Raw genomic sequence first — 20,028 nt, forward strand, 5'->3', positions numbered from 1 at the left:
TTAGTTTACAACCAAATACAGCACATTTTGGTCTTCAAACCCACTCACATTCCCTAATTCAAGACGATGAAGACCTTTATACCAATTCTCGCTCTTTTGCTGGCTATGGCTTGTAAAAAAGACCAGCCGACCCCGATCCTGTTCGAAGACTTTTCATTTGTAGCACCATCCGACTGGAAAAAATTCGAGGCACAGGGCTACGATTCCAAAGTGGGCGGCATTACCAATGGAAAAGACACGCTGCGGTACGATATGGGCATGTATTCCTACCGCTTTACCAAAGAAACGGATGCCACGCATTACCGAACGGAATCTATGCGAAACGGATACAAAACACTCACCGTCAGGCCAAAAAAACGTGGAAAGGGATTGATCGGTCTTTACATTGAAGTCGACGCTTTCAGGAAACTGAGCATTTACGGGCAGAGCAAGGATGAGGATGAAATTTTGGAAATACTGGCGTCGGTGACAATACTTTGAGCGATTGCTTCTCCTACTTATTCCAAATGCTTCAACACTTTACCATCCCAAACACCCTTATAATTCTCGCTCAAACCCTGGATCGCAATGTGAAAGGTGCGATCCTTGTCGTTGTATCGGGATTTAATAGCGTTATCGCTCTGATCCAGAAACTCATAGCCGTAGCGGAACGGCAATTCCTCGCTGATAAAGCGCGTTTTAAGGCCCCCGTTTTGCCGATCGAAAACCGCGATGTGGAAGTGCTCGGGATAGCCTTTGTCGGCATACACTTCGTAGCCGGTGTCCTGCGATGCCAAGAGCAAAAGCTGTTTATGATGCGGTAATTCTTGCCTGAAAGCAGCCAAATCGTGCGGCCGGAAGTCGGTATAGTAGCGCTTACCATCGATGCGCAGGGAATAGCACATATCAAACGAATACTTCCCGCCGTCAGCATCCTTTTGCAAATAGACCTGATTGTAAAAAATCGTATCCACGATCGCCATCGACGGGCTCATTAATTTCCCGGCCACGTTCGTCAGTTCCTTCAATTCTTTCGTCCTAAAAAGCAGAATGCCTTGCTGCGGAGGGTAAACAAGCCACATCCCAGCCTCCGGATCCGGCATGAACGTCTGCGCCGGGACTTCCGCTTTCACCTTCGCGAGCGCCTTCGCGTCCGTACTTGCGGGTGTATAGAAGCCGTTTTTGACATTGAAATTAAATGGCGCTACGACGAATTTTTGGGCTGATGCCTGAAAACAGCTGCTGACGCCGACCAAAGCGCAGAACAGAAAGAATGTGAACCGGGCCATGCGGTCGGCCATTTTGTGATGAAGAGTCATTCAAATGCGCGTTAAACAATGCGGCTGCAAGCTAAACAAGTCCGGCACTTCGCTATTAAAAAGCAATGAAAAAATCTGCAAAAGCTTGATCGTGGGCCTGTAAACCCTAAATTTGGTTAATCTAACCTATACAGATCATGAAAACTACGTTCACCTTTTTAGTATTGTTCGCAGCGTCGCTCTGCTTCGCCCAACTTCCCAAACCCGATGAAATCCCGACCTCCAAAGGTCCGCTCAAAATCCAGCCGCTCAACCACGCCACGCTCGCGCTCACGTGGAACGGCAAAACCATCTACGCCGACCCCTACCAAGCCCCCAAAACCTTCGTAGGCATCGCCAAACCCGACCTGATCGTGATCACCGACATCCACGGCGACCATTTCGACCCGGCCTCCCTCAACGCCCTCGACCTGACGAACACCGTGATCGTCGCCCCGCAAGCCGTCGCCGATAAAATGTCCGACGCATTGAAAGCCAAAACGACCGTCCTCGCCAACGGCGCCACCACCGAAAAACTCGGCATCAGCATCACCGCCATCCCGATGTACAACCTCCCCGAAACAGCAGACTCCCGCCACCCCAAAGGCCGCGGCAACGGCTACATCCTCAAAATGGGCGGCAAATCCGTCTTCCTCAGCGGCGATACCTCCGGCATTCCGGAGATCAAGGCATTGAAGAATATCGATGTGGCATTTGTCTGCATGAATTTGCCTTATACGATGGATATTAATGAGGCTGCGGCTACTGTGGCGGCGTTTAAGCCGAAGGTGGTTTATCCTTATCATTATCGTGGGCAGGGTGGGTTCAGCGATACGGAGGCGTTTAAGAAGCTGGTTGTTGAGAAGGATGGGAAGATTGATGTGCGGGTTAGGGATTGGTACACGGTGAAGTGACGCCTATGCCGTACCGCCCGCCTTCGAGCGGAGCAGTGCATATCGCAGACATCACGCGTAGTGCTTCGACTTCGCTCAGCATGACAATTGAAAGATGTCAGTCTGAGCGGACCGGGCCGCCGGGCGGTCGAAGACAGTCGATACAGTACAAAATCCCTTCGATTAGTGGAGGGATTTTTTGCTGCTATATATTACCAATTTTTGGTACTTTTATTTCGCTACCAACTCGACAGAAATCGGTCATGACAAAAAATACATCAATTTCCCTCGGCCCTCATTTTGACACATTTATTCAGAATCAAATAGAAACCGGCCGTTATGCTTCCACCAGCGAGGTCGCAAGAGCTGGCTTGCGCTTGCTGGAAAAAGAAGAAGAGAAATTGAAGCTATTGAGACAAGCATTGGTAGACGGCGAGCAAAGCGGATGGGCGGATGACTTCGACCCGGAGGAATTTAGAGCCAGAATGAGAGGTAAAAGAAAATCGTAAATGCGATCATACCGCCTGGCCCGTCGGGACGAGTCCGACTTGGAGGATATCGGGGTTACACCGAAAGCACTTGGTCGGCAGAGCAGGCGGAAAAGAAAGTCCTCCGGCCACGTCATCGAAATTATCCGCATTCTTCATGTAAGCATGGATGTAGAGCTGCATCTTTGAGCTTGAAGGATTAGCCCAGCCAATTGCCGTCGCCCGCAGGCAAAGCCGATATTCCGTACGAAGCGGTACAAATTCTCCTATACTTAGCGCCATGCACGCTGCGCATCCAACAAGCAAAAAGGTGCAGAGCGCCGTAATATTGCAGCAATGCCGTCAGGCATGGAATATAGGTAGCAGATCACTGGAATAGCGGTAATCCAATGCCCCTTGGGCATGAAACAACCACGCAAGTGACAAGCACTGCAGGTTTCTGTTGTTGCATCCCTGCCGGGATTATCGATTGCCTGTTCCCTCGATCTTTCTACCAATGTTACATCGCTACGCGACTTGAAGTAGTTGCCCCGCAATAGCGATACCAGCTGAGGCTGGAATTCCGATGGCAGAGTAGTCGAACACATAGGGGCTCGGACGCGAAGATATTCTACTCTTCCGGGTTCAACGTAATCTCCAATTTATTCCCCAAACACCGCACCGTCACTTCGTCGCCGCATTCGAAACCGGCTTCTTGCAGCCACTTGCCGCAGAGGCGGATTTCGGGCATGACGGCGTATTGGTAAACACGCGGGAGGAATTTTCGGTAGACGGTTAGACGGCGTTCGGTGGGGATGGAAGATTTTTTTTCGCGTGTCATAACTCAAAATTCGCCATACAGTAGTACTATAAATAGTAATATTTACAAACTAAATATACATAAAAATACTATTTCAATACAAATTTAGTGCTTTTAAAGTTGTGCAATTTTTATATTTTATTTACACGAAACAGCTATAAATGAGCATCTCGTGGCAAAATTGCGCCTTAATAGGATAAAAATTGTTCTTATAGAAAAAGAGAAATCTGGGAAAGACTTAGCCAAACATTTGGGCAAGACTGAAACCACCGTCTCGCGCTGGGCTCGGAATGAGGTACAGCCAACATTGGAGACGCTTTACGAGATTGCGATGTATCTTAAAATTGATATTCGGGAGTTATTGGTGAGTACAAAAGAATAGCTTTCGATACCATTTCTCAGCCCGATCTTACCGTTCGTTCATCGAAAACAAACAATCCAGTAAGTCCTTCAAGATCTTAACTTTCAATAGCAAACCCCTTCGACAAGCTATTGAATGCCCAAAATCACAGACGAAAACTATTTAGTCAAGACAGTTCATGCTACTGAGTGGCAAGATGTGCTTTCGACAGGGACGACTGAACCGATGCTGATTTTGGCATTGGATGCCGAAAGTGGGGAACGCGACAGCTATGTGGTAAAACCATTCGGTCATCCGCGGATATACAGGCAAGCTGTGATGAAAGAATGTTTAGGTGCTTGGATTGCCATGGAACTGGGATTGAATGCATTTGAACCGGTTTACATTGAAGTAAGTACCGATTTCGCCGATACGCTTCGCGGAAACCCACATTATCAGCGATTTACTGAAAGTATAGGATTGAACTTTGGAACAAAATACGTTCCGGGGACTATTCCGATTGTTGGCCCGAAGTGCTTTTCCAAGATTCAGGCTTCGCAGGCCGAACAAATCACGGCGTTTGACCTGTTCATTTCAAATGCCGACCGTCGCGAAGGAAAGCCGAATCTGCTGATGGTACAGTCGGACCTGTTCGTTTTTGATCATGAACTGGCATTTGATTTTATGCTCATGCTGTCCTTCAACCGTAACCTGAAACCCTGGGAGCTTGGGGAGATGGAGCTGACAATGCTCCGAAAGCACTTCCTTTATCCAAAACTGAGGGGGACACAGGTTGATATTCACGACTTCATAGAACGGTTCACCGGCATTGACGACCATTTTTGGGCAAAAGCTTCAAATCTGCTTCCACCCGACTGGGTTTCAGACGATTTGGCAACAATCCAAAACCACCTTGCGTTGATCGTTGAGAATAGAACTATCTTTGCACAACAACTGGCACAGGCAATTTTGATATGAAAAAATATCAGTATCAAATCATCCGATATCTTCACGACCGTGTCACCGGCGAGTTTATCAACGTTGGCGTGATCGTATATTCGCCTGAATACCAACATCTAAACTGCAAGATTATCACCAAATACGGAAGAATTACTTCATTCTTCCCAGGAGCGGACGGAAGGGTGATCCTCAAAACCCTTCGCCAGTTCGAAAGAGAAATCACAAAAGCAAAGCAGCTATTCTCGGAACTCCTTCCCTTCCCCGAGGACTTGGTAGAACTCACTCAAAAAATCCTACCGGACGATGACAGCTCATTGATTTTGACAGAGGTAAAAAAAGGAATCGACCTGGATTTCAACAAAACCCTCGCCGACCTCTATCGTCTATTGGTAACCAAATGGCAAAGTGACGATGACGAATCCGCAACCAGCGACGCCGACGTTTGGAAGAAAAAGTATAAAAAGTATTTTGACGAATATGGAATAACCGCCAAGCTGACTAACCACGAAGTGGAGACTAAATACGACAGTTTCCAGTTTGACAAAGCTTGGAAAAATGAAATTTGGCATTGCTATCTGCCGGTTTCATTCGACTTGCAAAATGTGGAGAATATCAGGAGTAAGGTTTACAAATGGGCGGGAAAGCTTGCGGAATTAGCCACATCGAGTGAGAGTATTGATCTTACTTTGCTAACCTCAGTTCCTAGACGGCATTTAGAGTTGAATAGCTTTATTCAGGAAAAACTGACTTTGAAGTCGGCTGAGATTAATGTTAGGTTAGTTTCTGAGACGGAGGCTGAGAGTTTTGCAAGGAGGTTGATTAGGGAGATGGACGAGCATAATGAGTAAGGTAGATTTCCCCACTGTGTGCGCAGAAGTTCTATGAGGCTACGCTTACTTAAATAGGGCTTAGGACTTGTCGCGAATGCTCAATGACGTGAAAATGTCAGAGCACAGTTACAAAATGTCAGCTCGATACTGTCAGTATCAATTTGTAGAAATACTTCAATGCTTTAAAATATCAGACTTGCATTAATACGCTTGCCGAGATAGCCGTTTTACGTCATCATTTCCAAAATCGAATCTCACCTAAGCGTTTCAGTCGTCATCAGTGAATTTCTTGCATCTCATCGGTAGCCAGAATATCGACTAAGTTCGTGGCTATTTTTCGAATATAAAAGATCGCGCATCGAAGATGTTCTATTTGCCCTTATGGCCAGATACTAGAATAATATTTGCTTAAACCAATACAACCCAACTTTTTCTTCTGACATTATGTCACCACTCGGATGTGGCACGGTAATATACGTAACCTCCTCAGGATCTTGAATGAAAAAATCGCAATCAGACAAAGTGGGGACTTTAAAAGTTGCGATTTCCAATTGAGATTGGTCAAGTTGGCACTTGCCCAAAGATTAGGCCCGGAGGATTGAGCACAGTTAAAACGGACTGCAAAAGTATAGTTGCTTCGCCAAAATCCAAACGGGTTTCTTCATTTTCCCTTCGCTCGGCTAAATGGTGTCCTACTCCGTAACCAGATCGGAACACCAATAACTAACAAACAAGAAAATGAATTCAAATTACAAATCGCTCACTGAGCAAATGCAGCGTCGTCTCAATCCTGAGAATTTAGCTTTTAAGGAACCTTTTCGCGAAGAGCTCCGATCTCTTCAATATCAGGATGCTTTATTGTTTATCCGATTTGCTATGAAAGGTGTAGAACCGGAATACACTAGCAAAAGCATCGAAGCAGGAAATCGTGCTAAAAAACACCTTGAAGCGGAGCTTATGAGTGTGGACTATCGCTTTCAGGGCTCAGTTATGACCAACACACACATCCGAGGTTATAGTGACATTGACTTACTTTGCCTGTCCTCCAAATTTTACAATTGGGATAGCTATAATGTAGACCGATATCTAAACGAAGATTCATTTCGACAACAATTGACGGAGCTACAAATTAGAAAACTCAATGCCGAAAAAAACAAGAGTAGTTACCAAGGGGATTCAAACAATGACCTAAGAACTATCCGGCTAACATCCGAACGCATAATGACTTCGAAGTACACCGAATGCGACACATCAAAACCTAAGTCAATAAAGATCAGGAATAAGGACCTTCATCGTGATGTCGATATAGTCACAGCTGCTTGGTATAATGACCTCCGGACGATCTTAAGAGATGACAAGGAAAACCGCGGAGTTAAAGTGTATGATAAAGACGCAAATGCAACTGGATCAGCTGACTTCCCATTCATAAGCATTGCACGCATTAATCAACGGAGCAGCGACACGAATGGAAGATTGAAAAAGATGATTCGATTTTTGAAGAATGTTAAATCGTTTTCGGATTTGGAAATCAACCTGAGTAGTTTCGACATAAACGCCTTATGCTTCGATATCGATACTTCGGATTATTGGTCTGCAACATATATCGAGCTTGTTACGGTGCTGCACAGGCAATTAACTAGAATAGTTAATGACAGCGCCCATGCTGATAGCATAGTTTCAGTAGATGAGAGAGAATACATTTTCCGAGGCAAGCCTCAAAAAGTTGATGGAATACGTCGACTTTTAGGAGAAGTCAGTCAAGTTCTTCGTGACATGCCTAAACCACTTTACTCATGAAACCGAGAGTTTTCATTGGAAGCTCGCGGGAAGGACTCCCAAAAGCAAAACTTCTAAAAGGCTATCTTAGCGGTGTTGCCGATTGTCAGATATGGAATGAAGATTTTTTCGAAAACAACAAAAGCTCATTTGAATCTTTGAGCCAGAGTTCTACCCTATTCGACTTCGCAATCTTACTTGCGTCGGCAGATGATGTCGTGTTAAAGAGAGACAACTTGGAAATATCCGCTCGTGATAATGTGCTCTTCGAATTTGGTCTCTATGTAGGCAGACTTGGCCGAAACAGGGCATTTTTTGTAAAGGAAAAAGGCTTGAATTTGCCAAGCGACCTTTATGGCATCACATTATCAGAATTTGACTTCGGTTCTAATTTTGAAGACGTAAGTAATGGGATTGGAAAACGCATTGTAGATCTGTGGCAAACTTTTGAGCTCGGGCTTGCTCCATCAACAATCCTAGCTCTGGGATATTTTGACAATTTTGTCTTACCTGTTTCAAGAGAATTAATGCAATCCGAGAAACGAAGCGTAGAAGGGCTAAATTTCGCAGACTTTACCTTGAATATCGTCATACCGGATGAACTGCCTAATAATTTCCAGGACGAAGTGATTGCGTATCTTGGCACGCATAATTTGAAAGAAATGAAGGTTGAAACGGTGACTCGTAAGTTTAATTTTTATCTCGACTATGATTATGCAAATCAAGAGTCTCTGAATCTCTATGATCTACCCACAACTCTTGGGGCATTGAAGCGAGCAATTGAAATGGCGGTCCCGAATAGTTATTATGGTGAAAGTGAGAGGGAAAGAGTTTTTAAAAAGAAGGAAATGAATAACTTTTGCCGTGCATTAACTTACCTCGTGGGGAACAACTCAATAACAAAGAAGAAGGTAAAAATTACGATGGTTGATGTATAGTTGAGCTCCTTAGTCCAAATCAGTAGCGGAACACAAATGGGTAGCACATCATGAGATATATGTGCTACCCAAAAATCCGCTGGGCTAAAACAAGAAGGAAGCAGGTCATCCGCCTCAATCTTTAACTTCTACAATTCAATCCAAGCTCCCCACCCCCGTCGCCCGCTCAACCTCCCCCACAAACCCCTCCAAAACCCCCGTCACCCGCAATATCCCCTCCTGAGCCTCCTTCCAATCCCTCTGTTCAATCGCCTCCCGGATCATCGGCAAAGTCTTCACCCCATACCCCGTATAAAATCCCGGCGCATAAATCTGATGCCGGTACCACGGCCGGCGCGGCAAGCCATCGGCATGGATCAGCTTCCTTTCGGTTTTATATAAAATCTCGTTCAGCTCCTTCAACTTGTCCGCAGGCAAGAAAGCAAACTTCGAAGACGAAGCGGAAAATGCTTTCGCGGTGTTTTCCAATGCTACCAATGCATTATCCAGCGGCGCGAAGTTCAAATAGGGAGCCACCGACAATACAGCAGGCTTCACAAACGGGTCTTTCGGGTCGGAAGCGGCTTCGAAGCGGCCTTCGCCGACCGCTTTGTTGTGCTCCTCCGCTTTGGTGCGCGTGGCTTCAAGTTCCTTTTTTACTTCCGAAGCGTAGAGCTGCACCGTGTTGGCGAAGTTACTGAAATCGAACGGCAGCACATCGGCATTGGCAAAGCGCAGCACGGAGCGGCCCAGGGTTTTGGCAAGCGTGACGCCGTAGGCAAAGTCGCCGTCCTTGGAGCGGGTGTAATGGTCGTAAGAGTCGAAAATCGAGTGGTAGTCGCCGCCGGCATCTTCGCCGCCGTAGCCGACGTTGAGGGAGGCGATGCCGAGGTGCTGGATGAACGGCGTATAGTCTGAACCGGAACCCAACGCGCCAATGCGCAGGTCGGCGCGGGTGCGCGCTTCCTGTTTAGCAACCGGCGAGCCGTTCAGGATCGTGCGCGAACGCAGGCGGTCGATTACGCTCGTGCCCTTTTCGGGGTCGGTCACGTCGCGGCCTACCTGGTTGATGAATTTTTCGAGCGTGTGCGAGCCGCCCGCGCTCAGGTATCCGCGACCGTTTCCGTCCGAATTGAGGTATACAACGGCCTTTTCCCGCAAAACAGACTGGTATTTTTCCACCCATTCCGTCGAGCCGAGCAGGCCGGGCTCCTCACCGTCCCACCAGCAGTAGACGATGGTGCGTTTGGGTTTCCAGCCCGTTTTGACGAGTTCGCCCAAGGCGCGCGCTTCTTCCAGCTCGGCCACCGCCCCGCTCACCGGGTCGGCCGCGCCGAACACCCAGGCGTCGTGGTGGTTCCCGCGGATCACCCATTGATCGGGGAACTCGCTGCCTTTCAGCGTCGCGATCACATTGTAGCAAGGCACGATATCGAAATTGAATTCCAACTTCAAATGCACCTTCGCCGGGCCGGGGCCGACGTGGTAGGTGATCGGCAATGCGCCACGCCAGGTCGCAGGGGCAATTTGTCCGCCCAATGCTTTGAGCAGCGGCAACGCATCGCCGTACGAAATCGGCAGCACCGGAATCTTCATCATCGCCGGGGCCTCCTCCACCGACAGCCTCTTATGCGTCGCGTCGGCCACGAACCCATTCGTCAGCGGATCGCCCGGCGCGAGCGGCAAATCCACCACGGAGCCACGCTGCACACCCGACTCGTTTTTAAATGCCCCTTTGGGATATACGTCGCCCTGGAAATAGCCGTCCTCCTTCGGATCGGAATAGATAATACAGCCGATCGCGCCCTGCTCGTACGCGACTTTCGGCTTGATGCCCCGCCAGGAGCCGCCGTATTTCGCAATCACGATCTTGCCTTTCACATCCACGCCCAGCTTCGCCAGTTCCTCATAATCGTCGGGCACGCCGTAGTTCACAAAAACCAGCTCCGCCGTCACGTCCCCATTGGCCGAAAACGCGTGGTATGGCGGCAGCACATCCTTCGTCTGTGCGGATGTTGCGTCCTCTTTCAATGGCTTTTCGGTTAATGAGGCCTTGAATTTCGTGGGCTCGGTCAGTTCCAGAATGCGCACCTTGGGCGTCGGGAAAAGCACATGCACGGTATCCAGCCGTGCCTCAAAACCCCAGGAAGCGAGCTTATCGCGGAGGAAAAGTGCATTATTGATGCCATACGGCGAGCCGAGCTGGTGCGGGAAAGCAGTCATGCGTTTCATCCAGTCGCGCAGGTTACCCGCTTGCAGTTGCTTGTCGAAGGTTGCTTCGAGGGCGAGTTGCTTTTTCGCTGCTTCGGTGCCGAAGCCCTGCAGTGATGGCTGTTGCTGCGCTAGTGCTGAGGCTGCGGCCAGGCCGGTTATGAGTATGGAAGTGAATGTGCTTTTGAAAAGGTGTCGCATGCGAATAGAGTGAAACGGGTTTGGTAATATTTAAATATAGCGAATGCACCGAAAATGCGGGCTTTTCGACCGCCGAAATTACCACCGGTTGCAAATGCCGTAAGAATGCCGCTATCATTCCCGCTCGTGAATGGTTAAATTTGGGTAAAACAACTTCAATATGAGCAAGCTAAGCATCTCGGAACAAATCAAAACCCTGCGCCGCGCGAAGGGACTTTCGCAGGAAAACCTGGCCGAAAGCGCCCGCATCAACCTGCGCACATTGCAACGCATCGAAGCCGGCGACACCATCCCGCGCGGCGAAACGCTCCGCCTCCTCGCCCAGGTGCTCGACGTGCGTGTTGAAAGCCTCACACCTACCCTCGCAGAGGACACCGCCTTTCTCAAACTCCTGAACCTCTCCGCATTGGCATTCTGGATCTTTCCGTTCGGTAATGTAATTGTACCGCTCGTACTTTGGATCAATAAACGCAACGAGGTCGCCGGAGTGATGGGCCTCGGCAAGAGAATCCTGAATTTTCAGATCACGTGGTCGATACTCGTGTACGGATTTACGACGGTTACCATCATCGGCCTCATGTCCGGACAATTCTTCTTCCACCCTTTCCTAATGGTCGGTTTCTGCTTTCTAATGGCGTTCCTGAACACCGCGGTGATCCTCACAACCCATTTCCGGATCGTGAAGGGCGAAGGGGATTATTACGGGATAGGGCTGCGGATCATTCAATGAGATGTTCCCTGCGCGCGTACATGAGCGAAGTCCCCGATTTCATCTCGTAAAAGGAAATATAGGCATCCAGCTTGTCCGCCTTCTTTTTGGTCAGGCCGACGATATGGGACAAAATATCAGGAGAATAGCCTCCGCTGCCGGTATTCCTATGGTCGCTGTTTTCCGAATCCCTGCCCTCGTGCGCATACGCTTCCTCCGCGACTTTCCTATGCGGCATCCGAAATCGTTTCAGCTGCTGGAAGCATTGCCGGAGCGCACGGAGGGATGCCAGCACGGATAGGTCAAAATCGCGGCGATCGTTGATGATCGCGCGGAAGGATTTACCTAGCAAGCTGTCACGTTTTTGGTATTTCAAATAAATTTCCCGCATTTCGGGATGAACATAAGGCAGGTAAGTTTCCTTGAAAACGCGGTAATCCTCGTCGGCACAGTCGCAACTCCAAAGCAACTGATCGAACACAAACATAGGCATTTCCACCGCCCCCGGGCCGAGGTATTCACGCCCGCCGATCTGCACCGGATCGAAATACAGGCGGAGTTCCGATGCAAAATAGGACAACGACACATTCCGCCGCGCCAGCACCATTCCGTCGACCACCTGCTGAAAATGGCCCGTCACTTTTCGCAAATCGTCTTAAAATCAGCGGAGTGCATGGGTGTTTGGTGTAAATCCGCCAGCAATTGAATCGCATTCACCAGCGGCTCCATCGCCGTCACGACACTGTCGATCAGACAATGCTCGTCACGCGTGCCCGTATATGTACGCCTGCGATGATCGCCTGGGTTCCAAACCGTATAGTGCAAAAGCGTATCGCGCGGCGGCATCGAAGTCGTCTCCGATAACACATTCACAACAGCTTCCAGATTACCGATAACAGCACAAGGCTCAATACCATGCCTTTTGATCGAACCCAGAAAGATACCAATATCCCGAACCGCCGCATGGGCCTGATAGTAGTCAAAATCCCGCGCATCAGCCACCGACGGCATCATATCCCGCGCCAGCGACACGAGCGTATACAAATCCTTATTGCGGTTCAAATCGGGTATTCTCTTCATCAAATCATCTGCCCCCAGCGGGTCCAGACTTGCAATAATGCTATTTTCATTCTTTCTCCCCTGCCCCGTCCAGGCACAATGAGCGATCGCTACCATGCATATCTCCATTAAGTTTTAAACTAAACCAGGCCGCCGCCCGTGGAAGCGACCGGTTGGGAGACAGGGAAATTTGTACCGCGGTTCAGCGATTCTGGAAAGAAATAATCCTCCGGCCGAAGTCGATGACTCAACGGCTGGATTAATGTCTTTGAATAGATTCAGGAAGGATTTTGCGTTAAGGTAATGGGGATATTTTCGACATTAGTGTGTGCTTATGGCATTGCGTTTACTGAACTCCCTCACAAATGCAACACTACCAAAGCCACAATCGCCGGCAGCGCCTGCACAAAAAATATCTTCTTACTAGCGGTAACCGCCCCATAAATCCCGGCCACAATCACGCAGGTAAGAAAGAAAACCCCGACGTACAACCGCCAGTGATGGTCCTCGATCAGCAGCGACCAGATGAGCCCGGCAGCGAGAAAGCCATTATAAAGCCCCTGGTTTGCCGCAAGCGTTTTGGTAGGTTTAAAAAGCTCCGGTGCGAGTGAGCCTTTGAAGGTCTCCTTCCCCTTGGTTTCCCAGGCGAACATTTCGATGTAGAGAATGTAAAGATGTTCCAGCGCGACGAGGGCGACGAGGATGGTGGCGAGTGTTTGCATAAATTTTGATTAATGAATGCTGTTTCGATTGGAGATCATGGAAGTTGAAGCAGCAATTTCAGCTTCGAATTTGGTTCCGTCAATTCAATAGTCGACAACCTGATTAATCGCTTCCAAAGTCTTTTGAATAATCGCCTGTTTTGTCATCGTTTCGCAAGTTGTGTATCCAAATATAGCAATTTCCCTTATCTTGTCACCCACAATTTCCGTCACTTCTATTCACCAGTCAACCCATGCAAAATCACATTCTCACCTGCCTGCTAGCGCTCGTGTGCGCATACGCGCACGCCCAAACGCCCGACAAAAGTTTCAAAACCGACGACCTGATCGTCCAGAAGTTGACCGACCACACCTATCAGCACCTCACGTACCTGCAAACACAGACCTTCGGCAAAGTGCCCTGTAACGGCCTGATCGTGTTCGATGGCGGCGAGGCGGTGATTTTCGATACGCCGGCAGATGACGCGACGTCGGAAAAGGTGATCCGTTGGGTGGAGGATAGTTTGAAATGCAAGGTAAAGGCCGTGATCGCGACGCATTTTCACGAGGATTGTGTAGGCGGGTTGAAGGCGTTTCACGAGCACGGCATCCCCTCCTACGCGACCAACAAGACGATTGCATTCGACAAAGAGCACAAATTTCCCGTGCCGCAAAAAGGTTTCGACAACAAACTGGAATTGAATGTGGGTACAAAACCAGTCGTGGCCGCATTCTACGGTGAGGGACATACGCGGGATAACATTATCGGCTATTTCCCGTCGGAGAAAGTGATGTTCGGCGGCTGCCTGATCAAAGAAGTCGATGCTACCAAAGGCAACCTCGCCGACGCGAACGTGGATGTATGGCCAGCGACCGTGGCGAATATTAGAAAGCAATACAGCGACGTAAAAGTAGTGATACCGGGCCACGGAAAGATCGGCGGCAGCGAGCTGCTGGATTATACGATAAAACTGTTTTCACAAAAATAAACGCGGCACGACTGACCGCAGCGCGACTAACCGCAGCATGACTGACCGCGGCACGATTGACCGCAGCGCGGTCTCCTGTTTATAGCAAACAGGTCACGCAAAAATGATTCAGCTCCGGCGGAGCTTCCTGACGTAAGATGTTCAAGGAAGCTCCTGCGGAGCTGAAACGTTATTTGGGCATTCGGATTCTATAAACAGGAAGCCGCGCTGCGGCTGGCTACTTCAACCCCTTTCCAGTCGCGGCCCAGTAAATGCCGCCGTACAGGTGATCCAAAAACGATTGATCCGAGTAAACAAGCCCAATGTGGCCCAGGCCCGTATAAAATGCGCGGCCGCCGTCGAAATTGTGGTACCAGGCGATGGGGTGGTCGCCCATGCCGGTACCCTGGCTGGTTTTAGGATCGTAGGTTTTTTCGTCGATCGTGATGAGCACTTTCAGATCGTCGGCGTTGAGGGGCTTTTTGTATTCGTACCATTCGTCAGTCCAGAGCATACGCTTTGGGAAGCGTTCGAGGCCGGGGAAATTGCTGTCTTTGACGTCCAGATAAGCCGTTTGCTGCGCCGGGTGGGTTTTGAAATAAGCGCCCACCAGCTTCCCGTACCAGGGCCATTCGTACTCCGTATCGGCCGCCGCATGGACGCCCACCCAGCCCTTTCCACTCTTAACGAACTTTTCAAGCGCTGCCTGCTGCGCTTCATTGAGGATATCTCCGGTCGTGTTCAGGAAAATCACCACGGCATAGTTAGCAAGACTTTTGTCATTGAACACATCCGCATTCTCCTGCCAGTCGACCGAAAAGTTATGTCGCGCCGCGATGTTCCGCACGCCCGCCACACCCTCATGGATCGAAACATGGTGAAAGCCAGCGGTTTTGGTAAACAGCAGCGCCTTAAACTGCTGCGCATGCGCCGTAACCGCGCTTGCGATCAGGAGAGACAGGGCCAGAATTTTTTTAAGCATGATTGTATTTTGAGATTGAATGTAAAAGTATTTAAAAAGATCACCTCCCCACCTTCAACCGCGTCTGTGCCCCTCCATTCACATCCTTCAACTCCACTTTCAAACCAGCTTTTACGGCGTTCCTGTCGAGAATGAGGGTGATCGGTTGCACGCCTTGCGCGAGGTCGGTGGTCAGTGTACCGTTGGCGATTTTGAGCGGTTTGGTGCCGCTGTATGCGGTTATGCCCGTCGGATTGCTGAGCGCCAGCGACACCGTTCCTTTGGTCAACGCTTCGATTTCGAAATTGACGATGCTGAACGGCTTGCCGGCACTGTTTTGCATTTCAGGCAGCTCATCCACAGGCAGTTCTCCCGAAACTTTGCTATATACCGGCGTCTTTACGAGCCTTGCACCTTTTCCGGCAAATATCGCGCCTTCCATGTTGAATTTGGAAGCCAGGTCTTTGCTCAGCTCCACATGCTCCCACCTGCGCACGTAGCGCGTCGCCGGTACGCGGAAGTCGCCGGGTTCGCCGAGCTTCGTGAGGAATGCGACGAGGTTTACGAACTGGTCGCGGTCGAGGCTGGCGGTGAGGCCTGGGGGCATCAGCGAGCCGGGCACTTTTTCCATTACCTGCACCTGGCTTTTGGCGATCGACACTTCCTTGCCCGTCACGTCGCGGATCACGATGTCGTTGGCGCCGTCGGAAGCGAGGTAACCCATGAGTTCGGAGCCGTCTTTTTTCACGACGCGTTTGAGATCGTAACCTTCCTTGATCGATTCGCTGGGGTACAGGATCGACCGGATGATAGTCTCGGCCGGCGAGCTCGTTCCGAGGCTGCTCAAATCAGGGCCGATGAGCCCGCCCGCGCCGCCGATGGCGTGACAGGTCGTGCAGCTCGACTCCGCTTTGCGGAAAATCAGTTCACCTTTCGCAGCATCGCCTTTCTCACGGGCTAGCTTCGCAAGGCCTTCAATCGTCTTGTCGTCGAGGTCCTGCGGCATTTTGGGAGCAGGCAACGAGCCTCCCGACGCCTCGAGGGCTTTTTTCAATGCGGCGATCTCGTCAATGCTCTGTCGCGTCCAGCCGGCACGCTGCTGCACCAGCACGCGACCGCGTTTGGCCACGCTTTCAGGAATCTTTTTCGCAGCAATTGCCTCCGCTAGTGCCGCAGCACCGGGGTTTGAAGGGATGAATGCGAGAAACAGTTCCGACATATCCGTGTCCGCGGGGAGCGTGCGCATGAGCTCGGCACTGACGCGGGCGCCTTCCTTCGCATCGAGTGAAGCCAGCTGTGCAGCAGCGATAATGCGCACTTCCGGCGTGTTTTTCGCACCGGTCAGGTCGGTGACGAGTTGCAGCGCTTTGGGCTTATCAATAGCCCCCAGCGCGCCCAGCGCAGCCTTTTTAGTGGCCGGGTTACCATTTTGGATCAGGCCGGTAAGGCGGTCGTTCAGCGAGCTCAGCTTCCAGAGGCCGATCAGGCGGATCGCGCTCAGGTTCACGGCCTCGTCGTCGTTGCCGATGAGCGTTGCAATGCGTTCAGGGTTTTTATTGGGAGAAACATGGCGCTGATTACCAGCCTCTTCCAGCGCGGCCAATTGTGCAGCCGCATGCTTGTTGTTGGCCTGCACTGCCAGATCAAGCAGCACATTCAGGTCTGCCGGCTGGCCGAGGCGCGCGATGGATGCGAGAACATCTTTCTGATAGTCGTCCGGCACCTGGCCTTTCTGGTAAAGCGCCGTCAGCAATGTGGCGGCATCCGCACCGGTGGCCGATTTCAATGCATAGGAAGTCTTTTTGGCGTCGCCGAGCAGGTTGGCGTCGGTTTTCAGTTTCGGAAGCCACACCGGTTCCAATTCGCGGACGGTTTGCCACAATGCAAAGTCCAGGAACTCGTCCATCTGCCCATCGAGCGCTGTCAGGGCGGTTTTTGCCGCTTCCGGCGTCTTGGTTTTACGCAATGCGATCACCGCTTCCAGACGCACCTGCGGGTGGGTGTCGCCTACTGCCTTCGCCAGCAATGCGGGTGTGTTCGAAACCTTCGGGTACCAGAGTGCCAGCGCACGCAGGGCTGCCGCACGGGCATTGTGGGTTTTCGCATTCAGCAAATTGAGCAGCACCGGTTCATTTACGGTTTCAAGGGTTTGATATAACCACAAGGCTTCGAGGAGATTATGCTCATATTTCGAATCATTTTTATCCAAAGCACCTACCCATTTTTCCAACGCGGGCAGCACTTCCTTCGCTCCGCGCGCTTTCAGAACCTGCTTGGCTTGCAGGCGCGTCCAGTCTTCCGGCAGTTTCAGCGATTCGAGCAGGTCGTTCACGCTCGCTTTGCCGAGCTGCGGTTTTGGGACCAACGGGCGGTTTTTCGCAACGATCCGCCAGATGCGGCCATGTTGCTGGTCGCGGCGGGGATCGTGGAAGTCCACCTCGCCATGCTGAATAATGGGGTTATACCAGTCGGCGACGTAAATGGCGCCATCCGGACCTACATTGATATCAACCGGACGGAAAGCCACATTGTCGGACCACATCAGATCGTCGGTTTGTTTCGACACATAACCACTACCCTGCTCTTCCAGTTTGAAACTGTTAATGCGGTTAGCGCGGAAGTCGTTGGTGATCATGCGGCCCTGCCACGCATCGGGCAAATGCCGACCGGAAACGACGTCCAGCCCGCTGTGCTTCGGCTGACCGGGGTTCAAGCCGCGCAAAAGGCGGGCTGCGCCGGGTGCCGTCACGAATGTAGCGCCGGGAAATGCATAATTAATACCCTCACCGCCGGCACCGTCGGTCAGGAATGATTGCCCCCAGCGGTCGAACTGCAAGCCCCACGGATTCACAAGCCCGCGGGCGTACACGTCCATGTCCAGGTTACGCGTGTTGAGCTGCCACACACCGCCGCCTTCGAGGCGTTTGATGCCGAAAGGCGTTTCCACGTGGCTGTAAATGTAGATCGACTGGTTGAAATACATCCTACCCTCCGGTCCCCAGCGGAAAGTGTGGATCAAATGGTGCGTGTCGCCGGTGCCGAAGCCGTTCAGGATGCGGCGCTTTTTGTCGGCCTTGCCGTCGCCGTCGGTGTCTGCAAAATGCAGGATTTCCGTCGAGTTGGCCACATAGCAGCCTCCGTCGCCCGGCAGGATACCGGTCGGCTGGATGAGCCCTTCGGCAAACACGGTCGATTTATCGGCTTTGCCGTCGCCGTCGGTGTCTTCCAGGACGAATATCTTATCGTTCGCCGATTCGCCGGTTTTCAAATGCGGGTACACCGTGCTGCTAACCACCCACAGGCGGCCATCTGTATCCCAGTTCATCTGAATGGGCTTCGCGACCATCGGATCAGCGGCGAACAATGTTACCTCGAAGCCGTCGGCTACTTTAAAGGATTTGAGTTCCTTTTCAACATCCGGGTCGACATTAAAAGAATGGTGCTCGGGTTCGGTCGAGGCGGTAATCAGCACCATGGGAAGGAGCAGTGCTCCGTATAATAGTTTTTTCATATTTGGGCTTTCGGCCGTCGGCTATCAGCTTTCGGCCTTGTTACAAATCTTACGGTGCGCTGCACCTGTTTTAACATCAAAACTCAGGGTAACTCAAATCGCCGGCTGCCGATAGCCGACAGCCGAAGTTCCATCATTCCAATTTCCGCAACTCATACACGACTTCCTTCGGTTCGCTGTTGAGGATAATCTGCCCTTCGAGCCATTTGATCAGGATATTCTGCTCTTCAAGGCCCTTCACATGGCGTCCCTGCTCGTATTTGCGGAAACCGATAATGTAGGTCTGGTTCAACGGACGGTACTGGAAAAAGTGCAATTCGTTTTTGCGGATCATCATCTCCCTGATCCGCGCCGATTGCTCAAACTGCGGACCTTGCACGATCGCCACGCCTTTTTCCCAATCCCGGGCAGATGCAGTCACAACCTGGTTGTTGGCCGCAGTCAACGTGTAATAGCCTTTTTTCAAACCCACCACCCGGATCACATTGGCATTATCGCCGACCTGGTTTCCGGCTTGCGGGAACGGCAGCGGCAGGTATTTGTCGGTTGCCACAAACCGCACGATCGCGTCGCCGTTTGTGTCGTCCGTGAGGATTCTCACATTGGATGAATAGGGCGAGGGCTTGCCGATCGTGATCGTGGAAGTCTCGCGGTCGGTCGGCAGGCCCAGCGCTTTTTCGAGCACCCCGGCGAGGAAATAGTAACCCGCTTCGTTCAAATGCACGGTGTTTTCGATAATGTCCGCCTTTTTGCTCCTTTCGAGCACGGGGTTGTAAATGTCGATAAACTGCTTGCTGCGCTGCGATGCCACATCCGAAATCGCTTTGGAATACAATTCCAGTTCCGCATTCCGCGGGCCGATGCGCTGCGATGTATCCGACGACACGACGGGAATCGTGGAAAGCAGCACAGCCCTGGCGCCGAGCGCGTCTATTTTATCGATGAGTTTATTCAAACCATCCTTAAAATGCGCCACGCCATCCTGCCCTTCCTGAGCCTCCACGCCTCCGTAAGCGAGGAAAACGACCGTCGGGGCGGCATTGGTAATGTCCTGCATCAGGTGCTCGTAGGGTGTCGGCGGGTTGGTGTAGGTGCTGCGCGCCTGGCCCCAAACATTGTCGCCCGTCCAGCCGAGGTTGCGGAAAGTAATGCCTTTATCGGCAAAACGGGTCGTGAGCGCGAGTTCCAGGTAACCGTACTGGAATTCGTTTTCAAAAATGGAATTACCCAGAAAAACGACACGGTCGCCGTCTTTCAATGTGAATGCATTCGGGCTTTTGTTTTGAGCAAGGGATGGTCCGCAGACGAGGGTTAGTAACAACAGAAAAACACAAACCGGGGTTGCCGGCAGTCTGAAACTTCTCATTTACTTCGGGTTAATGGTTTAGCAGAGTACTTTAAGCATACAAAGGCCGGAAGCCACGGAA

At 50.9% G+C, this 20,028-nt stretch carries 18 protein-coding genes and 1 pseudogene; 11 read left to right on the top strand and 8 right to left on the bottom strand.

The features are described from left to right. Positions 1-66: 66 nt before the first annotated feature. A complete protein-coding gene (locus DFER_RS06690) occupies positions 67-480 on the top strand; it encodes a hypothetical protein (RefSeq protein ID WP_015810858.1) in 414 nt (137 codons plus the stop codon). 17 nt (positions 481-497) lie between these two features. On the opposite strand, the gene DFER_RS06695 is transcribed toward DFER_RS06690, so the two are convergent. Continuing rightward, positions 498-1,298 carry a hypothetical protein gene (locus DFER_RS06695; RefSeq protein WP_143828682.1) on the bottom strand — a complete coding sequence of 267 codons (801 nt, stop codon included), beginning with the start codon at positions 1,296-1,298 and terminating at the stop codon, positions 498-500. Between the two features lie 137 nt (positions 1,299-1,435). On the opposite strand from DFER_RS06695, the gene DFER_RS06700 reads away from it, so the two are divergent. The 3 genes from DFER_RS06700 to DFER_RS30055 all read left to right on the top strand — a co-directional run bounded on the left by DFER_RS06700 (position 1,436) and on the right by DFER_RS30055 (position 2,847). Continuing rightward, positions 1,436-2,191, top strand: a complete 756-nt coding sequence (locus tag DFER_RS06700) for an MBL fold metallo-hydrolase (RefSeq protein WP_015810860.1) — start codon at positions 1,436-1,438, stop codon at positions 2,189-2,191. Positions 2,192-2,433: 242 nt separating this feature from the next. After that, positions 2,434-2,679, top strand: coding sequence for a type II toxin-antitoxin system ParD family antitoxin (locus DFER_RS06705; protein WP_015810861.1), 246 nt, complete (start codon positions 2,434-2,436; stop codon positions 2,677-2,679). Further along, positions 2,680-2,847 (top strand): hypothetical protein, encoded by a 168-nt coding sequence (locus tag DFER_RS30055; protein ID WP_187293432.1) that lies wholly within the window; start codon positions 2,680-2,682, stop codon positions 2,845-2,847. A 421-nt stretch (positions 2,848-3,268) separates the two neighbouring features. On the opposite strand, the gene DFER_RS06715 is transcribed toward DFER_RS30055, so the two are convergent. Further along, positions 3,269-3,478: a SymE family type I addiction module toxin gene (locus DFER_RS06715; RefSeq protein ID WP_015810863.1), complete on the bottom strand. Its 210-nt coding sequence runs from the start codon at positions 3,476-3,478 to the stop codon at positions 3,269-3,271. Between the two features lie 151 nt (positions 3,479-3,629). Between DFER_RS06715 and DFER_RS06720 the strand changes: the two genes are divergently transcribed. The 5 genes from DFER_RS06720 (at position 3,630) to DFER_RS29090 (ending at position 8,301) form a co-directional block, all read left to right on the top strand. Beyond that, positions 3,630-3,839: a helix-turn-helix transcriptional regulator gene (locus DFER_RS06720; RefSeq protein ID WP_015810864.1), complete on the top strand. Its 210-nt coding sequence runs from the start codon at positions 3,630-3,632 to the stop codon at positions 3,837-3,839. A gap of 114 nt (positions 3,840-3,953) precedes the next feature. After that, positions 3,954-4,775 (top strand): HipA family kinase, encoded by an 822-nt coding sequence (locus tag DFER_RS06725; RefSeq protein ID WP_015810865.1) that lies wholly within the window; start codon positions 3,954-3,956, stop codon positions 4,773-4,775. Beyond that, positions 4,772-5,605 (top strand): DUF3037 domain-containing protein, encoded by an 834-nt coding sequence (locus tag DFER_RS06730; RefSeq protein ID WP_015810866.1) that lies wholly within the window; start codon positions 4,772-4,774, stop codon positions 5,603-5,605. The genes DFER_RS06725 and DFER_RS06730 overlap by 4 nt, the downstream gene beginning before the upstream one ends. Before the next feature lie 720 nt (positions 5,606-6,325). Further along, a complete protein-coding gene (locus DFER_RS06735; protein WP_015810867.1) occupies positions 6,326-7,384 on the top strand; it encodes a nucleotidyltransferase-like protein in 1,059 nt (352 codons plus the stop codon). After that, the gene (locus tag DFER_RS29090) at positions 7,381-8,301 is read left to right on the top strand and encodes an STING domain-containing protein (protein ID WP_015810868.1); all 921 of its coding nucleotides are present in this window, start codon (positions 7,381-7,383) and stop codon (positions 8,299-8,301) included. Before DFER_RS06735 ends, DFER_RS29090 begins: the two co-directional genes overlap by 4 nt. A gap of 135 nt (positions 8,302-8,436) precedes the next feature. Here DFER_RS29090 and DFER_RS06745 read toward each other — a convergent pair whose 3' ends face one another. Further along, positions 8,437-10,692, bottom strand: coding sequence for a M28 family metallopeptidase (locus DFER_RS06745; RefSeq protein WP_015810869.1), 2,256 nt, complete (start codon positions 10,690-10,692; stop codon positions 8,437-8,439). A 160-nt stretch (positions 10,693-10,852) separates the two neighbouring features. On the opposite strand from DFER_RS06745, the gene DFER_RS06750 reads away from it, so the two are divergent. Further along, positions 10,853-11,422, top strand: a complete 570-nt coding sequence (locus DFER_RS06750; RefSeq protein WP_015810870.1) for a helix-turn-helix domain-containing protein — start codon at positions 10,853-10,855, stop codon at positions 11,420-11,422. Here DFER_RS06750 and DFER_RS30860 read toward each other — a convergent pair. Next, positions 11,412-12,589: pseudogene (locus tag DFER_RS30860) on the bottom strand (monodechloroaminopyrrolnitrin synthase PrnB family protein). The gene DFER_RS06750 and the pseudogene DFER_RS30860 overlap by 11 nt on opposite strands. Before the next feature lie 230 nt (positions 12,590-12,819). Further along, positions 12,820-13,182 (bottom strand): DUF1304 domain-containing protein, encoded by a 363-nt coding sequence (locus tag DFER_RS06760; protein ID WP_015810871.1) that lies wholly within the window; start codon positions 13,180-13,182, stop codon positions 12,820-12,822. 233 nt (positions 13,183-13,415) lie between these two features. On the opposite strand from DFER_RS06760, the gene bla reads away from it, so the two are divergent. Continuing rightward, positions 13,416-14,150 carry a subclass B1 metallo-beta-lactamase gene (bla, locus tag DFER_RS06765; protein WP_015810872.1) on the top strand — a complete coding sequence of 245 codons (735 nt, stop codon included), beginning with the start codon at positions 13,416-13,418 and terminating at the stop codon, positions 14,148-14,150. Positions 14,151-14,367: 217 nt separating this feature from the next. Here the strand turns inward: bla and DFER_RS06770 are convergent, their stop codons facing one another. From DFER_RS06770 to DFER_RS06780, 3 genes are all read right to left on the bottom strand, one after another. Continuing rightward, entirely contained in the window at positions 14,368-15,111 is a 744-nt protein-coding gene (locus tag DFER_RS06770) for a ThuA domain-containing protein (RefSeq protein WP_015810873.1), read from the bottom strand. 40 nt (positions 15,112-15,151) lie between these two features. Beyond that, entirely contained in the window at positions 15,152-18,601 is a 3,450-nt protein-coding gene (locus DFER_RS06775; protein WP_015810874.1) for a PVC-type heme-binding CxxCH protein, read from the bottom strand. A gap of 133 nt (positions 18,602-18,734) precedes the next feature. Further along, complete coding sequence (locus DFER_RS06780) at positions 18,735-19,967, bottom strand: GDSL-type esterase/lipase family protein (RefSeq protein ID WP_015810875.1); 1,233 nt, start codon at positions 19,965-19,967, stop codon at positions 18,735-18,737. Between the last annotated feature and the right edge of the window lie 61 nt (positions 19,968-20,028).

The sequence above is a fragment of the Dyadobacter fermentans DSM 18053 genome, from assembly GCF_000023125.1.
In the GTDB taxonomy this organism is placed as follows: Bacteria; Bacteroidota; Bacteroidia; order Cytophagales; family Spirosomataceae; genus Dyadobacter; species Dyadobacter fermentans.